Source organism: Arthrobacter gandavensis (assembly GCF_039528575.1).
GTDB classification, from domain to species: Bacteria; Actinomycetota; Actinomycetes; order Actinomycetales; family Micrococcaceae; genus Arthrobacter_B; species Arthrobacter_B citreus_B.
The window spans coordinates 29,349-49,358 of sequence record NZ_BAAALV010000010.1 but is presented as its reverse complement, the minus strand read 5'-3'; the positions used below and the strand labels follow the sequence as shown (position 1 = coordinate 49,358).

The 20,010-nt window shown below is 64.8% G+C and carries 19 protein-coding genes and 1 tRNA gene; 7 read left to right on the top strand and 13 right to left on the bottom strand.

Annotation, left to right across the window (positions count from 1 at the left end):
- Positions 1-13 precede the first annotated feature (13 nt).
- The 4 genes from ABFX29_RS16580 to ABFX29_RS16565 form a co-directional block, all read right to left on the bottom strand.
- Entirely contained in the window at positions 14-1,369 is a 1,356-nt protein-coding gene (locus ABFX29_RS16580; protein WP_152229438.1) for a DUF4032 domain-containing protein, read from the bottom strand.
- A gap of 113 nt (positions 1,370-1,482) precedes the next feature.
- Positions 1,483-2,571, bottom strand: coding sequence for an ABC transporter ATP-binding protein (locus ABFX29_RS16575; RefSeq protein WP_152229439.1), 1,089 nt, complete (start codon positions 2,569-2,571; stop codon positions 1,483-1,485).
- 178 nt (positions 2,572-2,749) lie between these two features.
- Entirely contained in the window at positions 2,750-3,517 is a 768-nt protein-coding gene (gene otsB, locus ABFX29_RS16570) for a trehalose-phosphatase (RefSeq protein ID WP_152229578.1), read from the bottom strand.
- 5 nt (positions 3,518-3,522) lie between these two features.
- Positions 3,523-4,989 (bottom strand): alpha,alpha-trehalose-phosphate synthase (UDP-forming), encoded by a 1,467-nt coding sequence (locus ABFX29_RS16565; protein WP_152229440.1) that lies wholly within the window; start codon positions 4,987-4,989, stop codon positions 3,523-3,525.
- Between the two features lie 165 nt (positions 4,990-5,154).
- Here ABFX29_RS16565 and ABFX29_RS16560 point away from each other — a divergent pair, with 165 nt between their 5' ends.
- Entirely contained in the window at positions 5,155-6,033 is an 879-nt protein-coding gene (locus ABFX29_RS16560) for a DsbA family protein (RefSeq protein WP_152229441.1), read from the top strand.
- 145 nt (positions 6,034-6,178) lie between these two features.
- Positions 6,179-6,255, top strand: a tRNA-Thr gene (locus ABFX29_RS16555).
- Between the two features lie 127 nt (positions 6,256-6,382).
- Here ABFX29_RS16555 and ABFX29_RS16550 read toward each other — a convergent pair.
- The gene (locus tag ABFX29_RS16550; protein ID WP_152229442.1) at positions 6,383-6,649 is read right to left on the bottom strand and encodes a hypothetical protein; all 267 of its coding nucleotides are present in this window, start codon (positions 6,647-6,649) and stop codon (positions 6,383-6,385) included.
- 389 nt (positions 6,650-7,038) lie between these two features.
- The gene (locus tag ABFX29_RS16545; RefSeq protein WP_152229443.1) at positions 7,039-8,016 is read right to left on the bottom strand and encodes a DUF5692 family protein; all 978 of its coding nucleotides are present in this window, start codon (positions 8,014-8,016) and stop codon (positions 7,039-7,041) included.
- Between the two features lie 126 nt (positions 8,017-8,142).
- On the opposite strand from ABFX29_RS16545, the gene ABFX29_RS16540 reads away from it, so the two are divergent.
- Together ABFX29_RS16540 and ABFX29_RS16535 are read left to right on the top strand one after the other, a co-directional pair.
- Complete coding sequence (locus ABFX29_RS16540; protein ID WP_152229444.1) at positions 8,143-8,754, top strand: TetR-like C-terminal domain-containing protein; 612 nt, start codon at positions 8,143-8,145, stop codon at positions 8,752-8,754.
- A gap of 140 nt (positions 8,755-8,894) precedes the next feature.
- Entirely contained in the window at positions 8,895-9,257 is a 363-nt protein-coding gene (locus tag ABFX29_RS16535; protein WP_170287818.1) for an SdpI family protein, read from the top strand.
- 175 nt (positions 9,258-9,432) lie between these two features.
- Here the strand turns inward: ABFX29_RS16535 and ABFX29_RS16530 are convergent, their stop codons facing one another.
- From ABFX29_RS16530 to ABFX29_RS16505, 6 genes are read right to left on the bottom strand one after another with little or no spacing between them, the layout of a single operon-like run.
- Positions 9,433-10,881 carry an amidohydrolase family protein gene (locus tag ABFX29_RS16530; protein ID WP_152229446.1) on the bottom strand — a complete coding sequence of 483 codons (1,449 nt, stop codon included), beginning with the start codon at positions 10,879-10,881 and terminating at the stop codon, positions 9,433-9,435.
- Positions 10,882-10,935: 54 nt separating this feature from the next.
- Positions 10,936-11,466 (bottom strand): DoxX family membrane protein, encoded by a 531-nt coding sequence (locus tag ABFX29_RS16525; protein WP_152229447.1) that lies wholly within the window; start codon positions 11,464-11,466, stop codon positions 10,936-10,938.
- Between the two features lie 39 nt (positions 11,467-11,505).
- Complete coding sequence (locus ABFX29_RS16520) at positions 11,506-11,871, bottom strand: hypothetical protein (RefSeq protein WP_152229448.1); 366 nt, start codon at positions 11,869-11,871, stop codon at positions 11,506-11,508.
- On the bottom strand, positions 11,868-12,812 hold the full coding sequence (locus ABFX29_RS16515) for a DODA-type extradiol aromatic ring-opening family dioxygenase (RefSeq protein ID WP_152229449.1): 945 nt from the start codon (positions 12,810-12,812) through the stop codon (positions 11,868-11,870). Before ABFX29_RS16515 ends, ABFX29_RS16520 begins: the two co-directional genes overlap by 4 nt.
- A gap of 24 nt (positions 12,813-12,836) precedes the next feature.
- A complete protein-coding gene (locus ABFX29_RS16510; protein ID WP_152229450.1) occupies positions 12,837-13,643 on the bottom strand; it encodes a citryl-CoA lyase in 807 nt (268 codons plus the stop codon).
- A complete protein-coding gene (locus ABFX29_RS16505; protein WP_152229451.1) occupies positions 13,640-14,836 on the bottom strand; it encodes a CaiB/BaiF CoA transferase family protein in 1,197 nt (398 codons plus the stop codon). The genes ABFX29_RS16510 and ABFX29_RS16505 overlap by 4 nt, the downstream gene beginning before the upstream one ends.
- Positions 14,837-14,985: 149 nt before the next feature.
- Here ABFX29_RS16505 and ABFX29_RS16500 point away from each other — a divergent pair, with 149 nt between their 5' ends.
- Positions 14,986-15,777, top strand: coding sequence for an IclR family transcriptional regulator domain-containing protein (locus ABFX29_RS16500; protein WP_152229452.1), 792 nt, complete (start codon positions 14,986-14,988; stop codon positions 15,775-15,777).
- 15 nt (positions 15,778-15,792) lie between these two features.
- On the opposite strand, the gene ABFX29_RS16495 is transcribed toward ABFX29_RS16500, so the two are convergent.
- Positions 15,793-16,515, bottom strand: coding sequence for a TetR/AcrR family transcriptional regulator (locus ABFX29_RS16495; RefSeq protein ID WP_170287819.1), 723 nt, complete (start codon positions 16,513-16,515; stop codon positions 15,793-15,795).
- Positions 16,516-16,635: 120 nt separating this feature from the next.
- Between ABFX29_RS16495 and ABFX29_RS16490 the strand changes: the two genes are divergently transcribed.
- Both ABFX29_RS16490 and ABFX29_RS16485 read left to right on the top strand, forming a co-directional pair.
- Positions 16,636-18,348, top strand: a complete 1,713-nt coding sequence (locus tag ABFX29_RS16490) for an amidohydrolase (protein ID WP_170287820.1) — start codon at positions 16,636-16,638, stop codon at positions 18,346-18,348.
- Positions 18,345-20,009, top strand: coding sequence for an ABC transporter substrate-binding protein (locus ABFX29_RS16485; RefSeq protein WP_152229454.1), 1,665 nt, complete (start codon positions 18,345-18,347; stop codon positions 20,007-20,009). The genes ABFX29_RS16490 and ABFX29_RS16485 overlap by 4 nt, the downstream gene beginning before the upstream one ends.
- Position 20,010: the final 1 nt, after the last annotated feature.

The following is a 20,010-nucleotide window of genomic DNA, read 5'->3' as shown; positions in this document are numbered from 1 at the left end:
CTGCCTTGTGAAGCTACCCGGGTGACGCGCCGCTTTCGAGGATCCGCATAGTGGTGGTGTCCGGGTTGAGCAGGATTGCCGCCTCATCCCTGCGGTGGCGCAGCTCGTTGTCCAGGTAGGACTGCACTGCTTCTGCCATGGGCACGTTGCGGTTTTCCTTCTCCGACATGTACCAGCGGTGTTCCAGGACCTCGTGTACCAGCTCAGCCTGCTCCAGCTTGCTGCCAAGCTCCCTCGGCACGGATTTGACGATCGGCTCGAAGACCTGTGTGACCCACAGATGGGCGCTCAGTTCCTCGTCCATGTCCGGGTTGTTGTCCGCCCGGTAGGAGTCAAGGTCGTTCAGGAGCCGGCGGGCCTGGTTCTCCTGTGCATCCAGCCCGGTGAGGCGCAGCAGCCGCCGCTGGTGGTGGCCTGCGTCGACCACCTTGGGCTGGAGCTGCACCTGTGAGCCGTCCGGCGTGGTGCGGATGGTGAGTTCGTCGACGTCGAACCCCAGCTCGTTGAGGCGGCGGATACGGGCGTTGACGCGCCAGCGCTCACCGAGTTCGAAGGATTCCTGCTCGGTGAGTTCCGCCCAGAGGTTTCGATAACTGTCCATGATGCGTTCACTGGTGGCCAGCGGATCGATGCTCTCCTCGACCAAGCCGCCCTCGGCCAGGTCCATGAGCTCCCCGGCAATGTTTACGCGCGCGATCTCCAGGTCATATTCGCGCTGGCCGCGGGAGAGCTCCGGATAGAGTTCACCGGTTTCGGCGTCGACCAGATAAGCGGCGAAGGCTCCGGCATCCCGGCGGAACAGTGTGTTGGAAAGAGACACGTCGCCCCAGTAGAACCCCGCCAGGTGCAGCCGGACCAGCAGGAGCGCCTGCGCGTCAATCAGGCGGGTCAGCGTGACTTCCCGGAGCGTCTGGGAGAACACGGCCCGGTACGGCAGCGAAAAACGCAGATGGCGCGTGACCAGCACCGGGGCCAACTCGTTGCCCTCCGCATCTTGGCGGCCGGTAATGACCGCAACCGGTGCAACGCAGGGGACGTTCAGCCGCCGAAGCTTGCGCAGCATGTGGTATTCCTGCCGGGCCACGTGTTCGCTGGTTTCCTTGATGGCGATGAGCGAATCGCCCATCCGCGCGAACCGGACAACGTGCCGGGAGATGCCGCGGGGAAGTGCCGCGAGGTTTTCCTTGGGCCAGTCTTCCAGCGGTATGGACCACGGCAGGTCCAGCAGGGCCGGGTCCATCGAAGCGGCAGTAATGTTCAGCGATCCGAGAGGCTCCTGTGTGGCCTCGGAATGGCTGCGGGGGAGCTTGCCGGGCTGCTCCCAGTTGGTTGGTTCGTCTCGCCAGTTGGCGCGTGGAGCTTCAGTCATTGGCATTGATGCCTTCTATCGGCGCTGGGATGGGGGTTAAACCAGTGCGGTGGCCTTCCCCTGAAGTCTAGATCAGGGGATAGGCCACCGCACGCGCACAGTGTTGCTAAAGGTTATGCTTCGTCAGCAAGTCGCTTACCGGTGCTCGTGTCAAACAGGTGCACGTGGCCTGCCTTCGGCTTCACGAACAGGGTGTCGCCCTTAGCCGGGGGCCTGCGTGCATCCACGCGTGCCGTGATCTCGTGCTCCTGGCCGTCCAGGAAAGTGTGCCCGTAGACGAACGCGTCTGCGCCGAGTTCCTCGACCACATCCACTTCGACCTTCAGACCCTCGCCGTCGGCGGCCACATCCATGTCTTCCGGGCGGACACCGAAGGTCACGGTGTTGCCGGCAGCGGCGTCGAGAATGCTGCGGGGAACCGGGTACACCGTGCCGCCGAACGTCACGCCGCCCTCGGTTACCGGCAGTTCCAGCAGGTTCATGGCGGGAGAGCCCATAAAGCCGGCGACGAAAACGTTCATCGGCTTGTCGTAGAGGTTGCGCGGGGTGTCGACCTGCTGGAGGACACCGTCCTTCAGCACGGCAACGCGGTCGCCCATGGTCATGGCTTCAACCTGGTCGTGCGTGACGTAGACGGTGGTGACGCCGAGACGGCGGGTCAGCGATGCGATCTGGGTGCGGGTCTGCACACGCAGCTTGGCATCGAGGTTGGAGAGCGGCTCATCCATGAGGAAGACCTGCGGGTTCCGCACGATGGCGCGTCCCATGGCAACACGCTGGCGCTGGCCGCCGGAGAGTGCCTTGGGCTTGCGGTCCAGGTAATCCTCAAGGTCCAGCAGCTTGGCGGCCTCGCGGACACGCTCCAGGCGTTCTTCCTTCGGGACACCGGCGATCTTCAGCGCAAAGCCCATGTTGTCCGCCACGGACATGTGCGGGTACAGGGCGTAGTTCTGGAACACCATGGCGATGTCGCGGTCCTTGGGCGGAACGTCGGTGACATCGCGGTCACCGATGAGGATGCGCCCGGAGTTGACGTCTTCCAGGCCGGCGAGCATTCGCAGCGAGGTGGACTTGCCGCAGCCGGAGGGGCCTACGAGCACCAGGAACTCGCCGTCGGCGATTTCGAGGCTGAGGTTGTCGACTGCAGGGCGCTCGGTGCCCGGGTACAGACGTGTAGCTTGGTCAAACGTTACCGTTGCCATGATATTTCCCTTCACGGGCAGGTACGTGCCCGACGATCCGTTGTGAATGGGTGGATGTTCAGTTGTGAAACAGCAGTAAAACAGGAGAAAAACAGTGACGGACGCCACGGAAGTGCTCACTGATGGAAAGTATGCCACGTCCGTCAAGCGGACAGAAGCAAAACAGGTAGCCGGGAGGTTAATTCCCGACGGCGGCCAGGCGCAGCTCGTGCAGGTGCTCCAGAACGGCGGCGAACTCCTCGGGTGACTCCACCCGGAACTGGGCCGCGGTTTCGCCTGGGCCCACCTTGATTCCCACATCCGCGTCCTGCAGCACGGCGAAGCCCCGTTCATCGGTGACATCGTCGCCGGCGAACAGCACCCCGGTGGCGCCGGTCAGCTCGCGCAACGCCACGATGCCCTCGCCCTTGTTTGCATGGACCACGGACGCTTCCAGGACACGCTTGCCGTCCGTGACCTGAACCCCGTCAAGTTTCCCCAGCCGCGCACGGGCCGCGTCCACCGCGGCAGCGGCGTCGTCGTCGGAAGCGCTGCGGGTATGGAGCACTACGCCCGCCGGCTTGTCTTCAAGCCTGCAGCCGTCCCATGCCTGGGCCACCTCGGCGACGGCGGCGCGGGCCCGGACCAGCAGGTCCGCCTGCTCCGGCGTGAGCTCCAGGGGCGCCGCGTTGGGACCAGTCCAGGTCTCGGCGCCGTGGCTGCCAACCAGCAGGGTCTCCGGCTCGGGCTCGGCCACGGCCCGCAGGCTGTCCAGGGCGCGTCCGGAAATCAGCGCCGTGGAGGTTCCCGGCGCACTGGCCAGGGAACGCAGCGCCGCGGCTGCGGCCGGAAGCGGCCGGGCGTCCTCGGCCCGTTCCACCAGCGGAGCCAGGGTGCCGTCAAAGTCGACGGCGACCAGCAGGGAGTCAGCGGCGGCGAGGGTAGCCAGGGCAGAGCGCAGGTCCATCGGTATCACTGGGGCTCACCTTCCAGGCGCAGGGCGTTGAGGAAGTTCTGCGACCAGCGCTCGACGTCGTTCTGCAGTACCTGCCGGCGCATCAGGCGCATGCGGCGCTGGGCTTCGCGCGGCTGCATCTGGATGGCGGAAACGATCGCGTCCTTCAGTCGGTCGATGTCATGCGGATTGACCAGCACGGCCTGGCGCAGCTGGTCTGCGGCGCCGGCGAATTCGCTAAGCACCAGGGTTCCGGTGTTCTCCGTCCGGGCTGCCACATACTCCTTGGCCACCAGGTTCATGCCATCGCGCAGGGCGGTGACGAGCATGACGTCCGAAGCCAGGTAGAGGGCAACCATTTCCTCCACCGGATAGGAATGGTGCAGGTAGCGGATGGCCGTGTTGGACATGGTGTCGTAGGTGCCGTTGATGCGGCCGACGGTTCCTTCCACCTCTTCGCGCAGTAGCCGGTACTGTTCCACGCGCTCACGGCTGGGGCTGGCCACCTGGATCAGGGCCGCGTCCTCGACGCTGATCCGGCCATCCTCGAGGAGTTCGCCGTAGGCCTTGAGGCGGTGGCTGATGCCCTTGGTGTAGTCGAGGCGGTCGACGCCGAGCAGGATGACCTTGGGGTTGCCAAGCTCGCGGCGGATCTGCTTGGACCGCTCAATGATGTCCTCGCGCTGGGCCAGTTCGGTGATCTGGTCCACGTCGATGGAGATCGGGAAAGCCTCGGCGCGGGAGATGTAGGTGTTGCCTTCCTCATCGGTGATGTGTACCTGCTGCTGGCGGACCGAGTGTCCGGCGAAGCGGCGGACACAGCGCAGGAAGTTCGCGGTGTCGCTGGGGCGCTGGAACCCGATCAGGTCCGCGCCCAGCAAACCGGCGATGATGTCCCGGCGCCACGGCAGCTGGGCGAAAATCTCCAGCGGAGGGAAGGGGATGTGATTGAAAAAGCCGATCTTCAGGTCCGGGCGGGCCTTGCGCAGCATCTGCGGAACCAGCTGCAGCTGGTAGTCCTGCACCCACACGGTGGCGCCTTCAGCGGCGACTTCGGCAGCGGCCTCAGCGAAGCGGCGGTTGACGGTGCGGTAGGAATCCCACCAGGTTCGGTGGAACTCCGGCGGCGCAATGACGTCGTGGTAGAGCGGCCAAAGCGTGGCGTTGGAGAAACCCTCGTAATAAAGCTCTACCTCGGAGGCGCTCAGCGGCACGGGCCGCAGGTGCATGTTGTCGTGGTCAAACGGTTCCAGCGTTTCATCCGGCGCACCGTGCCAGCCAACCCACGCGCCGTCGGCCTTTGCCATGACCGGCGCCAGCGCCGTCACGAGGCCGCCGGGGGAGCGGCGCCACGCGTCGCCGCCCTCTGACCCGTTGTCCGCTACGCGGTCCACTGGCAGGCGGTTGGAGACCACAATGAAGTCGTAATCGCCGTACCCGTCCGTTGAAATCTCTGCTTTCGATTCAGCGGCAACAGCGTTCACCTTTTTGCACTCCTAAGTTGACTTGTTTGTTCGCCACTCTATCCAACGGGGGAACCTTTGTACCCACTCCGGGCGTTGACGGTGGGGTGCAGGGATATCGTTGTCCCTGAAGACCGCGTATCTAATGCCGCCGGAGAGGCGGCCGTTTGAGAGACAGAAGGAACTATGAGCGACCGGAATCCCAAGGCCACCAAGGCCGAGCGCCAGGCCGCAGCCCGCGAAAAGGCACGGGCCCTGCGTGAGGCACAGCTGAAGAAGGAACGCCGCAACAAGCTGCTGACCCGGTGGGGCATCGTCGCTGGAATCGTGGCAGTGATCGTGATCGTTGCTGTGATTGTCATCAACAGCGTCCGCGGCGGCATTCCCGACGCCGGACCGGCCCCGGCCAACGGCAACGTCGACGGCGGGTTCACCCTGACATCAACGACGTCGCTGGAACCTGCGGACACCGGCGAGGTGGACGTCAACAACCTTCCCGAAGCGACCACCACCAACGAGGCAGGGGATACAGTGCCTGCCGGCGTTGAAGCGGCCGGCCCGGGCGAGCCGATCCAGATCGTTGAGTACGTGGACATCAACTGCGTCCACTGCGCCGATTTCTCCGCCACGTACTCAGACCAGGTCAAGACCTGGCTCGACGCCGGTGAGGTCACCCTGGAATACCGCACGGTTGCTTTCCTTGACCGCAACTCGCCTACCAATTACTCCTCCCGTGGCGCCAACGCCGCTGCCTGCGTAGCCGACAAGAACCCGGAGTCCTACTGGGACTTCATGAAGGCGATCTTCGCCCAGCACGCTGCCGGTGAGGTCAACAACGCCGCCCTGGTTGACATGGCCGAGTCCGTGGGCGCTACCGAGGCAGCTGACTGCATCGAGAACGACGGGTTCCGCACCTACGTCAAGTACGCCGACGCCCTGGCCCGCGCGGCTGAAGTCGGCGGCACCCCCACCGTCTACGTCAACGGTGCCGAGGCAGACCTGAACTCCTTCGTGGAGACGGTCCAGAGCGCTATCGACGCCAACAAGGCTGAGGCTTCCTCCTAGCTCCGCTCCTGTCCGGCATACCCGCCGGGACGGAACCAAACCGGTTTCGTTCCGGCGGGTGTGCTGGGCTAATCTTGTCTAGCGCTGTTCTGTTGTTTGCTGGTTACCGCAACGACGGCGGCGCGGGGCCGGGTTTCCGGTCCATGCCTCCTTAGCTCAGTTGGCCAGAGCACCTGTCTTGTAAACAGGGGGTCGCCGGTTCGAATCCGGCAGGGGGCTCCACGAAACCCCTTCTGATCAGGCGATACGCCCGATCAGGAGGGGTTTTCTTATGGGATGAACAAGGTCAGCTGGACGTTTAGGACAAGCTTCAAGCCGGGTCCGGGCCGTGATCAGGCGTTGGCGCTGACTACCCGAAGGTCGTCTGCACGGTGGAGGAGAGCCCAAGCCAGTTCAGGACGAACGGTGCGAGACCGATGGCGGTCAGGACACCGGCGAGAATCCACAGGGCCAGTTTCCGTTTCTTCGACTCGCGCAGCCGGGTCGCCATCGCAACACCTGCGACTACGAGTGGCAGTCCCGGGACGACGGCGGACGCAAAAATCTCCAGGGCGATGAAGCCCGCAAACATCCAGTCGGTCCGGCTGTAGAGCCTCTCGTCTCTGTTCTGTCCCATTGGCTTACTCATCGGGCCATCCACAACGCATGCGTTCCCTTCGGCTTTCGAGGATAATTCCCCATCACACCGGCGACGCTAGCGAAGGCCCGGCCCTGATCTCAAAGCCACAGGATGTTTCGGCCCAAAGGGGCCCTAACATCCCGCAGGTGGTTGTTATCGCCCGGCCGGCCCGCCTAGGGCCCGGCTGCGGAGAGCGTCAGTCGTCTACCAGCCGGCCGACCCTGGCCTTTCTGACACCGGTGCAGTAACCACACGTGACGCCCGGGGGTCACAGGAAATGATCTTGGCATGGAGCCCCTACGCAGGGCGCCGTGGCCGAGCCAGGAAGGCTCGGCCACGGCGCGTGGTGTTAGCTGTGCCCGGATTGCACCGGGAACATCGCAGGCTCAGACGGTGACTGCTCGGTCCGTCCCGTGGGACCCGGGCAGACCGGCTGAAGAACCGCTCGGCAGGTTAGCGCTGCGCACTTCCTGGTACTGGGGCAGGTGGGTGTACAGCTCATCGCGCAGCGGGTTGCGGTGCCGCTTGAGAATGGTGAAGAGCTGGTAGACAGCGACGGCGACGTTGGCCGCCAGCGAGATGGCCGACACCACGAACAGTGCGGTCGGGTTGTGCGAGGACTCGACGGCGAACTCAGACGTGCTGACGAACGACGGAACCGCCATCGTGAACATCATCCACAGTGCCAGGGTGTGGGCGCGGTGCTGCAGCCATGCACCCTTCTTGAGGAAGAACGCGGGGATGGTGCAGGAGATAAGCAGTGCCGCACCGGCGTAGAACGAGTGGTCACCGACGCAGTTGTAGACGTAGGCGAAGTTCCACAGGTCGTAGGCGATGATCCAGAACCACATCATGTCCGGCCAGATCATGTCCTTTGACTTGTCGCGCGAGATGATGATGCCCGTCCAGCCGCAGATGGTGAGCAGGTTCAGGATGCCGGCGACGGCGTTCATGTAGTTCCACGGGCCGCCGACCATAAACACGCCGTCGTGCATGCCCTGCAGCCCCGCCACCTCGAAGTCGCGGATGACTGCCTCGGCGATGTTGATCGCCAGGATCAGCGCAGGAAACAAAAGCATCCAGCGGTTCTTCGCCAGGCGCGGGACGTACCGGATGAGCATAAAGCCCAGGCACCCAAGCAGTGCGGAGTAGACCTTCACCCAGTGGAACCACGTGCCCGTGGACGATCCGTCACCGGCCGTCGTCGGCCACACAAAAACGGTCAGCAGGATGGGCAGTGCCACGAAAAAGGCCAGGCCGGCCCACTTCCAGCGCCGTGTCACCTCATTGAGTGCGATGAGGCCAACCAGGACGACGCCGAACATCGCCCAGGAGTACCAGGGAATCGATTCGTACAAGAACATCTAGGGACCTCTCCTTAGCAGCCCAGTGTCATTAATGCCTTCGGATTAAAGGTAAAAACGCCCGCGCCGCAGGTCATTAGACAGGTGGGGCGATGTGTCCAGCCGTGCCCGGTGTTACCTTCAGGCATGACCGATGAGGTCCGCCCAACGAAGCGTTCCACGGATGCAAGAGCGGCTCTCGCAGCCGCGCTCAAGGCCCGGCTGCGCTCCCAGCCGCTCGATAAGGTGACAGTCACCGAGTTGGTGCGGGACTGCGGGCTGACGCGGCAGGCGTTCTACTACCATTTCCCGGATGTGCGGCAGCTCGCCGTCTGGGTGTTCGAGACAGAAGTAGCCCGCCGGGTCCGAGCCTTCGCGGCCAAAGAGGGATGGGCCGACGGCCTGGTGAGGTTGATGCTGTACATGCGCGAGAACCGCTCAACGACCCTCGGGGTACTCAACGGGGTGGGCCAGCCAGGGCTCGAGCGTTTCCTGTTTCGGCAGATGCGGCCTGTCACTGAGGCAGTCATGGATCAGGACGGCGGCGGACCGCGGCGCCCGCAGGACCGGGTGCTGGTGGTCGACTTTTACACCTCAGCCGTGCTCGCAGTGGTGCTCCGGTGGGTCGCCGACGGCATGGCCGAGCACCCCTACCGCGTGGTCGGCGATCTTGAAATCATGCTGCACGGCGCCGTTCGGGAGTCAGTCCGCCGGCTGGATGCACGCGCTGCGCCGCAGGGAACGAAGCGCACGCAGTAAGCCGGCAGTTTCCGGGACCGTGAAGGCTGCTGGCACTAGGATGGCCGGCAAGGTCCAGACCGTCCCCGGACGGCGCCGGGATGCCGCACTGCAGAAACGAGGATTTCGATGAACCACAACACGGCTCCGGAGGCCGGTGCATGAACGCCCTGGTCCAGGGCTCAATCGGGTTGTTCCTGCTCGCGGCGGTGCTCGGCGCAGTGGCCCGCTTCATCGGGGCCGGTCAGCTAAGCCGCAACCAGGCGATCGGGATCCGGACCCGGGCCACCATGACCTCCGATGAAGCGTGGACGCGCGGACACGAGGCAGCGCTGCCGTGGATGCGTGCCGCAGCGCTGGGCGGGCTGGCAGCGGGCCTGGCCTGCGCCGGCGTCGGAATTGCATTTGAAGGGGACCCGGACAACGTTCTAACGGGGGTTTTGACCTTGGGCGGCTATGCCCTGGTCACCGGACTCATCATCACCGCAGGAGTGGCTGCGAACCGGGCCGCCTTAAAGGTCTGACACAGGAAAACCGGCACGGTGACCTGTTTGATATCCATTTGTGTCCTAAAGCGGCGAAGGCAAAAAGCAATGTTCGCTATTCTCAAGGTGGAACAACGCACAAACTCAAGCGCCGGGCCGAAGCCGGTGATTTCCATGGGGGTGGAATCACCGGCTCCGGGCCGGCACCTGTCTTTTAAGCGTGGGTGGAGCTGTCCCGGTAATCGGTGTACATGTACGGGTTATCCATGATGCGGGTTTCCGGGATGTCCGGGTTCATGTCCTGCTGCCAGGCCTCGGGACCCAGCTCCGACTGCAGATGTTCCACGGTCGTCTCCACCCGGCGGCGCAGGGCATCGAGGTCCACGCCCATCAGCCGGTGGTCATATTTGACTGTTCGTCCGTTGACCAGCACCGTGTGGACGTCGCCCCGTCCGGCCTGCAGAGCCACCTGGCCGTAGGGATTCAGGACCGGGAAGGCCGACGGCGAATGATCGTTGCGCAGGAGCACCACGTCAGCCTTTTTTCCTGGTTCCAGGGACCCGACGGCGTGGTCCAGTGACAGCGCTGCCGCCCCGCCGCGGGTGGCCCAGTCCACTACGTGTTCGGCCCGGAGCGAGGAGTGGGTGACCGTATCCCCCTTCTCATGGGCGCGCATGTGTTCGTACGACCGGTCGGCGCCGAGGGTGGTGCGCATGGCAGTGAACAGGTCCGAGCTGAACCAGACACTGGTGTCGATGGAGAGGGACATGGGGATGTCATGCCGGCGCAGGACCCACGACGGCGGGTAGCCCTGCCCGCAGCTCTGCTCGCTTTCGGTGGACAGGGACACAGAACCTCCGGTGGCAGCAATGCGCTGGTAGGAATCCTCGCTCAGCGTGGCTGCGTGGACATAGACGGTCCCGGGGACCATAAAGCCGTGTTCGTGCATCAGCCGCACGCCGTCGTCGTTCGTGGCGCCCCAGACGCCGGCATGGGTGGTGACCGGCAGGTCCAGTTCGCGGGCCACCTCGAATGCCGCCTTTTCCGGGAACGCCGGGTCTCCGGTGACATCGAAGGCCAGCTGGAACTTCATCATGTCCGTGCGCGGGTTCCGGCGCTTGACGAAGTCCGTGAACTCCGGCTGGGCGGTCCATTCCCAGGGCCCGGCAAAGATGTTTCCGGGAGCGAAGACAAAGCGTCCGCCGGTCTCTTCCAACGCGGAAAGGGCGGCTTCGGCATGGTCGAGTGTGCTTAGGCCGTGGGACCAGTCCACGGACGTGGTCACCCCGGCGTCCAGCGCGTCCCAGGCGGAGAGGGCATTGCCGGTGGCGATGTCTTCGGGGCGGAAAGCCTTGCCGTGCTCCAGGTAGTACCAGACGAAATACTGCGTGAGCGTCCAGTCCGCGCCGTAGCCGCGCATCGCCGTCTGCCACATGTGACGGTGGGTATCCACCATGCCGGGCATGACGATGCCACCGGCGGCATCGATTTCGAAGGTACCCCCGGGGACTTCGAGCGCCGGGCCGACGGCGGCAATGTCCTCACCGATGACCAGCACGTCAGCGTGCTTCAGGACGCGGCGGGTGGCATCCATGGTCAGGATCGTGCCGCCCCGGAAGACGACGGGCTGGTTCTCCTGAGGGGTGGGGGAAGTGCTGTTCATGCTGGGCTCCTGGAAGAGTTGGGGAGGGCAGGGACGGAGGTGCGGTGTGGGTTATCAGGCGGTAGGACTTTCAGCTGTTCTGCGGCGGACAAGGGTGAGGAAAACCAGGGCAGCGACCGCGGCCAGCAGGACTGCAGCCGTTCCGACTGCGGTTCCGCCGAGCAGAGGGGCCAGGCCGGGGAAGCGTTCTGCCAGCAGCGCATCGGCGGAGAACGCCCCTGCCCCGGTGAAGGCCAGGCCGGAAGCAGCCGCAGCGAGGACAAACGGGTACTCGCCGCCTCCGGCCGCGTTCCAGAAGGAACCGGCTTTGAGCTGTGAGACGGCGCCGGCTACGGCCATGGTTCCGGCGGCGGCGGCAGCGCCGAGCGGAAGGAAGAGGCCCAGCAGCAGGGACAATCCGGCCAGGGATTCAGCGATGGAGGCAGTGCGGACCATAACCCGGCCCGGGCGCAGCCCCAGGGACTCGAAGATCCCGGACATGATGTTGAGCCCCTGTCCCTGGAACCAGCCGAGGGACTTCTGCGCGGCGTGGGCCAGCAGGACGGAACCGATCAGCAGGCGAAGCAGCAGCAGTCCTTCATCCACGGGTTCCTCCGGTTCCGGTCGTCCCTGCCCCGGCGGGTGTCACAGTGCCGTGGACGGGTAGGGGCGGCCCGTCCAGTGTTCCAGCCGCTTTGCCCAGTCCCGCTGGTAGGACAGCGGACCCTTTTCCCGGGTCCAGTCTTCCTCGAAGACGCCGATGAACAGGGTCAGGTACAGGAAAAAGTGGCAGCCGTTCTCGAACAGCCAGACGTAGTCATAGGTCTCCAGGGCCGTCCGCTCATCTGCGGTGAAGGAGAGCCAGGTGGTCCGTTCGGCCGGGTTCAGCCATTGGCCCACTTCTTCCTCCCACTGCATAACGGCAGCCGCGGGATCGGACTTGTAGCGGGCCACCCACGAGGGGTCGCGGTCCACGGTGAAGAGGAACTTGTTGACGTAGTACCTGCTCAAGCCGTTGCTCCTTCGCGGTCCGCGTACATTGGGCCCACGACTGCGCCGGAGGAAGCCGCAGCACGCACGGCAGCCTTCAGGAGGTGGTCCTTCTGGGTGGGATACCAGGTCATGAACATTTCCCGGGTATGGAACAGATCCAGCTGGTCCACGTAATCCGCTTCTTCCCCGGCCGCGATGCCCATCATCAGGATCAGGTCCATGAAGCCGTGGGTTGCGTTGCCCGCAGCTGCCATTGACTCGTGGGTGACGTTGGCAAGGATGGCGTCGATGTTGCCGGTGGACAGCCATTCAATGGCCTTGGCGTCAAAAGCAGGATCCGGGCCGTGCTCCCCGAACATCCGGGGACCGCCCAGTTCCAGGGACAGGTGGCCGGTTCCGACCGCTGCGACCTTCCGGTCCGAGGGGAACGCTTCAATGACACGGCGGATAGCCTGCCCAAGGTCCCAGAACCGTTTGGGGGAAGGCAGCGGCGGGGCGAAGATGTTCGTGTAGATCGGAACAATCGGCAGGTCCGCCTCCGGCCGGACGGTGATGATCGGGCAAATGATGGAGTGGTCGATCTTCAGTTCGTGGCTGAAGGAGAAATCGAATCCGGCGTCCATGAGGCCCTGGTGAAGATACCCGGACAGCTCGGTGTCGCCGTCGAGCAGGTAGCGGGGCAGGCCGAATTCGCGCTCCTCGTTGTAGAAGGTGGCGTCGTACTTCTCCTGCTTGCCGATCAGGAACGTTGGGTAGTTGTCCAGGAAGAACTGGTGGAAGTGGTCCGCGCCGACCATTACCAGTACGTCCGGCTGCGCGGCGGTCAGGGTTTGCCGGTATGCCTCGACTTTCCGCTGCCATTCATCGGCCTGGGGCATGCGGGACTCGGAGTGGTCGGTCGTGGCCTTCAGATAGAACGGATGGTGCGTGCTGGCCAGCACTGCGGTGAGCTCGGCCATGGGGTCCCCTTTCCGGGAGAGTTTTCAGATGGTGTCGGGATCGACGTAACCCGCATTGCGGTCCACGGTCATGTAAATGCTGTTGGCAATGGGATTCCGGCGTTCTTCAGCCAGCTGGCCCAGGAGCCCGGCCGCACGGGCCAGCAGCGCGAAGCCCCGCAGCAGTTCCTGGGGCAGCCCGAGATCCGCCAGCGCAGCGCCGCAGACACCGGCCCCGTTTAGCGGCAGCTGCCGGCCAAGGGCTTCGCCGCTCATCCGGCCGACGGCCTCGAACAGGCGCAGGTGCGGGCCCCGCAGGCCTTCTTCTTCGGCGATGCCGATCAGCACTGGGGTGCGCGGGTCGCCGTCCTTGTGGTTGGGATGGCCCAGTCCCGGGACCAGCTTGCCCTGGTCCCGGCGGGAGCGGATCGCCTCGAGTGCCAGCGCGTCCCAGCCGGCGTCGTCACCGGGCAGTTGTTCCTGTCCGTCCAGGACCTCCGCCAGGAACAGGGCACAGTCCTCGGTCACGCCCAGGAACCGGGACCCGCCGCCCAGCAGGCCCGCTGCCAGTGCACCCTGCAGGGAATCGGGGGCGCTGAGGTAGGTGAGCCGGGCCGCGATGGCAGTGGGGGTGAAACCGTGGTCGGCCAGCGCAACCAGCACGGTTTCGAAGACCCGCAGCTCTGAAGCAGAGGGCCGGCGCATGGCCACCAGCCAGAAGGCGAGTTCGCCGAAGCTGACCTTGCCCATCAGGTCCCCGGCCAGGTCCTGGCCCAGAAGCCGGATTTCAGTCCGGCTGGAGGTGCCCAGGGAGGTGGGGAAGAACAGGCCCTGCCCGGTCTGCGCGCTCATCGGGATTCCTTCCGTTCGGCGGGGGAGAGCTCATCGCTGAGCCAGGCCCGAATCCGTTCGGTATGTTCTCCCAGCCCGGGCGGGGCGAGGTCGTAGCGCGGTGGAGTGGCGGAGTAGGTGACGGGGTTGCGTACCACCGGAACGCTGTTCTCCCCGGAGCCGGCGTGGACCACCGGCTCCAGGCCCAGCTCCTGCGCGTACTCCACGCCTTGGGCCACGGTGTTGATGGGCCCGCACGGGACTCCTGCTGCGTTGAGCCGGTCGAACCAGTAGGAGGCCGGGTGAGTGGTGAGCTGGTTGGTCAGCAGGGGACGCAGCTCTTCGCGGCGTGCGGTGCGGTCGCCGTTTTCCGCGAACCGCGGGTCAAGTGCGACTTCGGGGATTCCGAGCACCTCGCAGAGCCGGGTGAACTGTGCGTTGTTGCCCGCTGCGACCACCAGGTCGTCGTCGGCGGTTGGGAGCGGCTCGTAAGGAAAGAGGCTGGGGTGTGCATTGCCCATCCGGAACGGAACCGAACCGCCTGCAACATAGGCCGCCGTCTGGTTCACCAGGCCGGAGAGCGCAGCGGACATCAGGTTGGTTTCCAGCAGCTGGCCTTCACCGGTGGCGTCCCGGTGCCGCAGGGCGGCGAGGATGGCGACGGCGGAGTGCAGGCCCGCCATGACGTCGAAGACGCTGATGCCGGCCCGGTAGGGGGTTCCGTCCGGGTCCCCGGTGAGGCTCATGAGTCCGGACATGGCCTGGACAATCAGGTCGTATCCCGGGAGGGCAGCCCCTGCCTGTGTGCCGAAGCCGCTGATGGAGCAGTAGACCAGGGACGGGTTGGCCTGGCGGACCGTCCGGTAGTCCAGGCCGAATCGGGCCAGCCCTCCCGGCTTGAAGTTCTCGATCATGACGTCCGCACGGCGCGCCAGTGCCCGCGCCGTAGCCAGATCGGCGTCGTCCTTGAAGTCCAGGACTACTGAACTCTTGTTCCGGTTGATCGAGGTGTAATAGGTGGACACGCCGTCGGGCCGGACGGGAGGTACCCAGGAACGGGTGTCATCGCCGGCAGGGCTCTCCACCTTGATCACCTCTGCGCCCAGGTCCGCGAGCAGCATGGTGGCGTACGGTCCTGCCAGTACCCGGGAGAAATCCGCCACCACCACCCCTTCCAGGGGCTGGGGAGATGCGGCTGGGGGAGATTCGGGCACGGTACTTCCTTTCGGAGGAAACGGCGGCTATCGTCGTCGTGTCCGCTAGGCGGACAACTGTCCGCCAGTTCGGCGGTGGCACAAGAATGGACGCTTGCCAACACCGTGTCAAGGGTCACAGATCCAAAAGAAAATGGGGGACCAAAAGCATGCCGGGAGAACGTGGTCCGGATTTCATAGAGGCGCTGGCCCGGGGGCTGGACGTGATACGGCATTTTGGGCCGGACGGCGCCGAAATGTCCCTGAGCGAGGTGGCAGCAGCCACCTCGCTGGCGCGGCCAACGGTGCGCCGCATCCTGCTCACGCTGGCCGAACTTGGTTACGTCAATGCCCATGAAGGGCGCTTCAGCCTCACGCCCAGGATCCTGGAATTAGGGATGGCATACGTCGGGTCCCTCGGACTCTGGGACATGGCCCGGCCACACCTGCAGCGGCTGGTTTCCCGGACCGGGGAATCCTCCTCCATGGCGCAGCTGGACGGTTCGGACATTGTCTACGTGGCCAGGGTGGCGGTGCCAAAGCTCATCGCTCTGCGGGTGGAGATCGGCACAAAGTTCCCGTCCCTGCGCACCTCCCAGGGGAAGGTCCTGCTGGCCGGACTGTCCTTTGACGACGCGCGGCGCGCTCTTGGGGAACATACGCGCTCCGGACTGCCGTCGGCACCGGTGCCCCCGGAGAAAGAACTGCGGGACATGCTCGACGGCGTCCGCGGCCAGGGCTGGGCGCTCGCCGACGAGGAGCTGGCCCCCGGAGTCCGCTCGGTTGCCGTCCCGGTCCAGGATGGATCCGGCAAGGCCGCGGCCGCCATGAACGTGACGGTGCACGCGGCTGAAACCAGTGTGGAGAAGCTCCTGGGTGAGTATCTTCCGCTGCTGCAGGAGGCCGCCGCGGATACGAGCGCGGACTGGTCCCGGTGGCAGGCCCGCCCGCGCTCGGCCTAGCTGAGGGCTGATCCGTCAGCGGGCGGCCGGACGGCTTTCGCGTTCGGCGCTGTCCAGGATTGCGGTCAGCCCCGCCCGGAACGCCGTCTGTGAATCCAGCCGCCGAAGGTCGGCGTGATGCTGGTCGAGGAGCGGGTAGCCCGAGAGCCGGGTGAAGATGCCCGGATTCAGCCATGGCTCCTGTCCCGCTGAGCCGGGACGCCGCTGAACCTCCATTGAAATGCCGGTTCCCAGCGCCAGGGTGTAGCTCTCGAGGGCAGCGTAGTAGTGCACTACCCGGTCCGGCGCCAGGCCGGCGTCCGTGAGGCATTCGAGCACGAACTCGATTGCCTGCAGTTCTCCGGGTCCGTATGTGTCAGTGGCGAAGGATTCGCTGCCCAGGGCTGGGTGCTGCATAAAGGCCTCAAGCAGCTCGCTGATGTACGTTTCCAGCCGGGTTCGCCAGTCCTGTCCGGCTGCGGCGGCCTGGGTGCGCTGCAGGGAAAGATTGAACAATCTGTCCAAGGCGGCCCTAATGACCGCATCGCGGTTGCGGAAGTGGCGGTACACGGCCGTGGCGTCAACCTCGAGCTCCTGCCCGAGTTTGCGGACTGTCAGCCGCTCCCCGGGTTCCTGCCGCGCAAGGCGCAGCACGGCGTCGATGATGCTGCCGGGGTCAAGGCGATTGCGCCGTTCCTGCGGCGGGGTTGGCTGCGCCTGCGCCATCTTCTCAAATCCCTTCCGTCCGATCCGGGTCATTTCCAAGCTACAGGATTACCCGATCGACCTGCGTCGACAACTCTGTCATCAATGATGTCAACACTGTTGACCAAACGTGATCCGCGTCATATCGTGTGTTTGGCAGAGCTGGAAATTCCTATGAAAGGACCCTTCGTGCACGCGGAAACACTCCTGGAGAACGGGTGGCTATACACCGGCATCGATGCCGGTCCGATCCGGGCCAGCCTTGCCATTGCAGACGGCCGAATAATCGCCGTAGGCCCCGGCAGCAGTCTGGAAGACGTGGTCGGTGCCGAAACCAGGCGGGTGGACCTGCAGGGCCAGCTGGTGGTTCCGGGCTTCCAGGACGCCCACATCCATCCGGTTTTCGCGGGGATTGAAATGCTCCAATGCGATCTCACGGGTGCCGGCACGGCTGAAGAAGCACTGGCTGTGATTGCGGAGTACGCGGCTTCTCACCCCGAGGAGCCGTGGATCCTGGGGGCAGGCTGGTCCATGGAGCTCTTTCCCGGCGGCACGCCCCTGAGACAGCAGCTTGATGCCGTGGTGCCTGACCGGCCGGTCCTGCTGCAGAACCGCGACCATCACGGAGCGTGGGCCAACACTGCAGCGTTCCAGGCCGCAAACATCACGGCCCAGACTCCCGACCCGGAGGGCGGACGCCTGGAACGTGAGGCTGACGGCACTCCCGCCGGCACCGTGCATGAAGGTGCAGTGGACCTGTTCAACCGGGTCAAGCCGGAGATTCCGTACGACCTCGCGTACCGGGGGCTGCTCAAGGCGCAGCGGGAGCTGCTGGCACAGGGAATCACTGCGTGGCAGGACGCCTGGGTGCCGGTCCCCGAGGGCGGGCATGCAGACCACCTTGGGGTTTACATGGACGCCGCTGCAGCAGGTGAGCTGCTGGTCCGGGTCACGATCTGCCAGTGGTGGGACCGGACCGCAGGGCCGGGCCAGCTGGAGGACATCCGGGACCGGCGCGACGCCGTCGCCGCAGCCTTTGAACCGTGGCAGCTGAAGGCCAGCTCCGTCAAGGTGATGGTGGACGGGGTAGCCGAGAACTACACGGCAGCCATGCACCACGTGTATCTGGACCACCACGGGCACCCCACGGAGAACCGGGGAATCGAGTTCTTCGACCCCCAGGAGATGAAGCAGTTCGTTACGGCAATCGATGCCGAGGGCATGCAGGTCCATTTCCATGCACTCGGAGACCGGGCAGTCACGGATGCCCTCGATGCGCTGGCGGCGGCACGCTTAGAAAACGGAAGCAGCGGCAACCGGCATCATCTGGCTCATCTCCAGGTAGTGCGGCCGGAAGATGTGCCGCGCTTCGCGCAGCTGCAGGCCGCTGCGAACATGCAGGCACTTTGGGCCTGCCACGAAGACCAGCTGGACACTCTGACCCTGCCTTTCCTGGAACCGGGTGCTGAAGAACGCCACTATCCCTTTGGTGAACTGGCAGCACACGGCTCCCGGCTGGTGGCTGGCAGCGACTGGCCGGTCTCCACCGCCGACCCGGTCGCGGCCATCCATGTGGCCGTTAACCGCCGGTCACCGGGCTCGGACCTGCCGCCCCTGGGCGCGGATTCCCAGAAACTCAGTCTCAAGCAGAGCCTGGATGCCTACACGCAGGGCAGCGCCTGGATCAACGGCCTGGAGGAACAGACCGGAACGCTGGAGCGCGGCAAGCTGGCGGACCTGGCTGTGCTCGACGCGAACCTGTTCGACCTGGACCCGGAAGACCTGCACCGCGTACGGGTGACCCAGACCTGGATTGGCGGGAAGTGCGTCTACCAGCTCGGTGCCGCCGGGTCCGCAGCCGCCACGCACGCCGCGGTGGCGGGGTGAAACCTGCCAGGGACAAGGTGCTGAACAGGGCCCGGCGGTTCAAAGCTGCCGCTGCCTCAGCCGCAGCGGCAGCTTTGGTCCTGAGCGGCTGCACCGCACAGCCGCAGGGCGCGGAAGGCTCCAACGGGCCCAAATTCACGCTCAGCAGTTCCAGCCCGGACCCCGGTTCGGAGATCGACAATTTCAACTGGGCTATGTATGCGGAGCCCTTCTCGCTGGATTACGCCTACGCGTTCGACTATCCGGACAATACAGTGCTCTCCAACGTGTGTGAGTCGCTCTTCCGCTGGAACGCAGACTTGACCACTTCACCGGGGCTGGCCGCGGGATTCGAGAATCCTGATCCCCTCACTTGGGTTTACACCATCCGTTCCGGCGTGAAGTTCCACGACGGAACACCCATGACGGCTGCGGATGTTGCTGCTTCGCTGCGGCGCCACCTGGATCCGGAGGTGGGTTCTTTCTGGGCGTCATCCTTCCAGAATGTTGAATCGGTTGAGCAGACCGGCGACTACGAGGTCACCGTGAAAACGGTCCGTCCGGACTATGTGTTCAACTCTTCTTTGGTTGGCGCCCCCGGAGTCGTGGAATCGGCCCGTACGCTCACGGAAACGGGTCCCGACTACGGGAACTCCACCACCGGCGTGAACTGCACGGGCCCCTTCCAATTCGAGTCCTGGAACGCCGGGGAGAGCATCACGCTCACCCGGTTCGAGGATTACTGGGACAAGGACCTGATGGCCAAATCCAGGCAGGTGACGTTCCGGATTCTTCCTGACGCCAATTCACGGATCAACGCCTTCCAAACCGGAGAGCTTGACGGCGGATTCATGATCCCGTCGAATGCGATCGACATCCTCAACGCCAACAAGGACGCCGGCACCATGTATTTCGGCAAGGACTCATCCGTTCAAAGCATGGTCTTCACGGGTCTGGACGGAACTTTTAAGGATGTCCGGGTCCGCGAGGCACTCATGATGGCCCTGAACCGGCCGGCCTTGATCAATGCTGCAGAGCAGGGCTACGCCGTCGGCACCGATTCCCTGACCACCAGGAACGTGTGGAATGAGGCGGCACCGGCGACAGTCGATGATGCCTTCGCTGCCCTGCCGGCCATTCCCTACGACGTCGAGGAAGCCCGGAAGCTTGTGCGCGAGGCCGGAGCAGAAGGCAGCAAATTCGTCTTCGCCACGGCATCGCTGAACGCTGCGTTCGACATCACGGCCCGGGCCATTGCCTCGGCCGCCAAGGAAATTGGGCTCGAACCCGAAATCCAGACCATGTCCAACGACAAGTACACCACCCTGTTCTCCGACCCGGAGGCCCGGGCCGGAGTCGACCTGATGGTGACCTCCTGGTACCTGTCCGCCAATGAGCCACTGGAAATGTACAGCGTGCTGCGCACCGGTGACTTCAGCAACTACGGCGGGTGGAGCAGCCCAGAGTTCGATGAACTGGTCAACGCGGCCTTTGAAGTCCGGGACCCGGACGAACGGGCGCGCCTGACTGCGAAGGCAGCAGAGCTGGCCGGCGAGGAAGTCGTCTGGGGCCCGCTGTATGAGAGCGTCACCACGATGTGGCTGGGCAACCGCATAACCGGCGCAGATCCTTCCATCAACTACATGTACTTCCCATGGGCAGCCAAGATCGGGGGTCGCTGAC

What these genes read in the sequence shown, in the direction of transcription:
- ABFX29_RS16490 (WP_170287820.1), top strand. Translation starts at nt 16,636, where the DNA reads ATGAAAGGACCCTTCGTGCACGCGGAAACACTCCTGGAGAACGGGTGG.
- ABFX29_RS16530 (WP_152229446.1), bottom strand. Translation starts at nt 10,881, where the DNA reads ATGAACAGCACTTCCCCCACCCCTCAGGAGAACCAGCCCGTCGTCTTC.
- ABFX29_RS16500 (WP_152229452.1), top strand. Translation starts at nt 14,986, where the DNA reads ATGCCGGGAGAACGTGGTCCGGATTTCATAGAGGCGCTGGCCCGGGGG.
- ABFX29_RS16495 (WP_170287819.1), bottom strand. Translation starts at nt 16,515, where the DNA reads ATGACCCGGATCGGACGGAAGGGATTTGAGAAGATGGCGCAGGCGCAG.
- ABFX29_RS16545 (WP_152229443.1), bottom strand. Translation starts at nt 8,016, where the DNA reads ATGTTCTTGTACGAATCGATTCCCTGGTACTCCTGGGCGATGTTCGGC.
- ABFX29_RS16535 (WP_170287818.1), top strand. Translation starts at nt 8,895, where the DNA reads ATGAACGCCCTGGTCCAGGGCTCAATCGGGTTGTTCCTGCTCGCGGCG.
- otsB (WP_152229578.1), bottom strand. Translation starts at nt 3,517, where the DNA reads ATGGACCTGCGCTCTGCCCTGGCTACCCTCGCCGCCGCTGACTCCCTG.
- ABFX29_RS16510 (WP_152229450.1), bottom strand. Translation starts at nt 13,643, where the DNA reads ATGAGCGCGCAGACCGGGCAGGGCCTGTTCTTCCCCACCTCCCTGGGC.
- ABFX29_RS16575 (WP_152229439.1), bottom strand. Translation starts at nt 2,571, where the DNA reads ATGGCAACGGTAACGTTTGACCAAGCTACACGTCTGTACCCGGGCACC.
- ABFX29_RS16560 (WP_152229441.1), top strand. Translation starts at nt 5,155, where the DNA reads ATGAGCGACCGGAATCCCAAGGCCACCAAGGCCGAGCGCCAGGCCGCA.
- ABFX29_RS16515 (WP_152229449.1), bottom strand. Translation starts at nt 12,812, where the DNA reads ATGGCCGAGCTCACCGCAGTGCTGGCCAGCACGCACCATCCGTTCTAT.
- ABFX29_RS16580 (WP_152229438.1), bottom strand. Translation starts at nt 1,369, where the DNA reads ATGACTGAAGCTCCACGCGCCAACTGGCGAGACGAACCAACCAACTGG.
- ABFX29_RS16550 (WP_152229442.1), bottom strand. Translation starts at nt 6,649, where the DNA reads ATGGGACAGAACAGAGACGAGAGGCTCTACAGCCGGACCGACTGGATG.
- ABFX29_RS16540 (WP_152229444.1), top strand. Translation starts at nt 8,143, where the DNA reads ATGACCGATGAGGTCCGCCCAACGAAGCGTTCCACGGATGCAAGAGCG.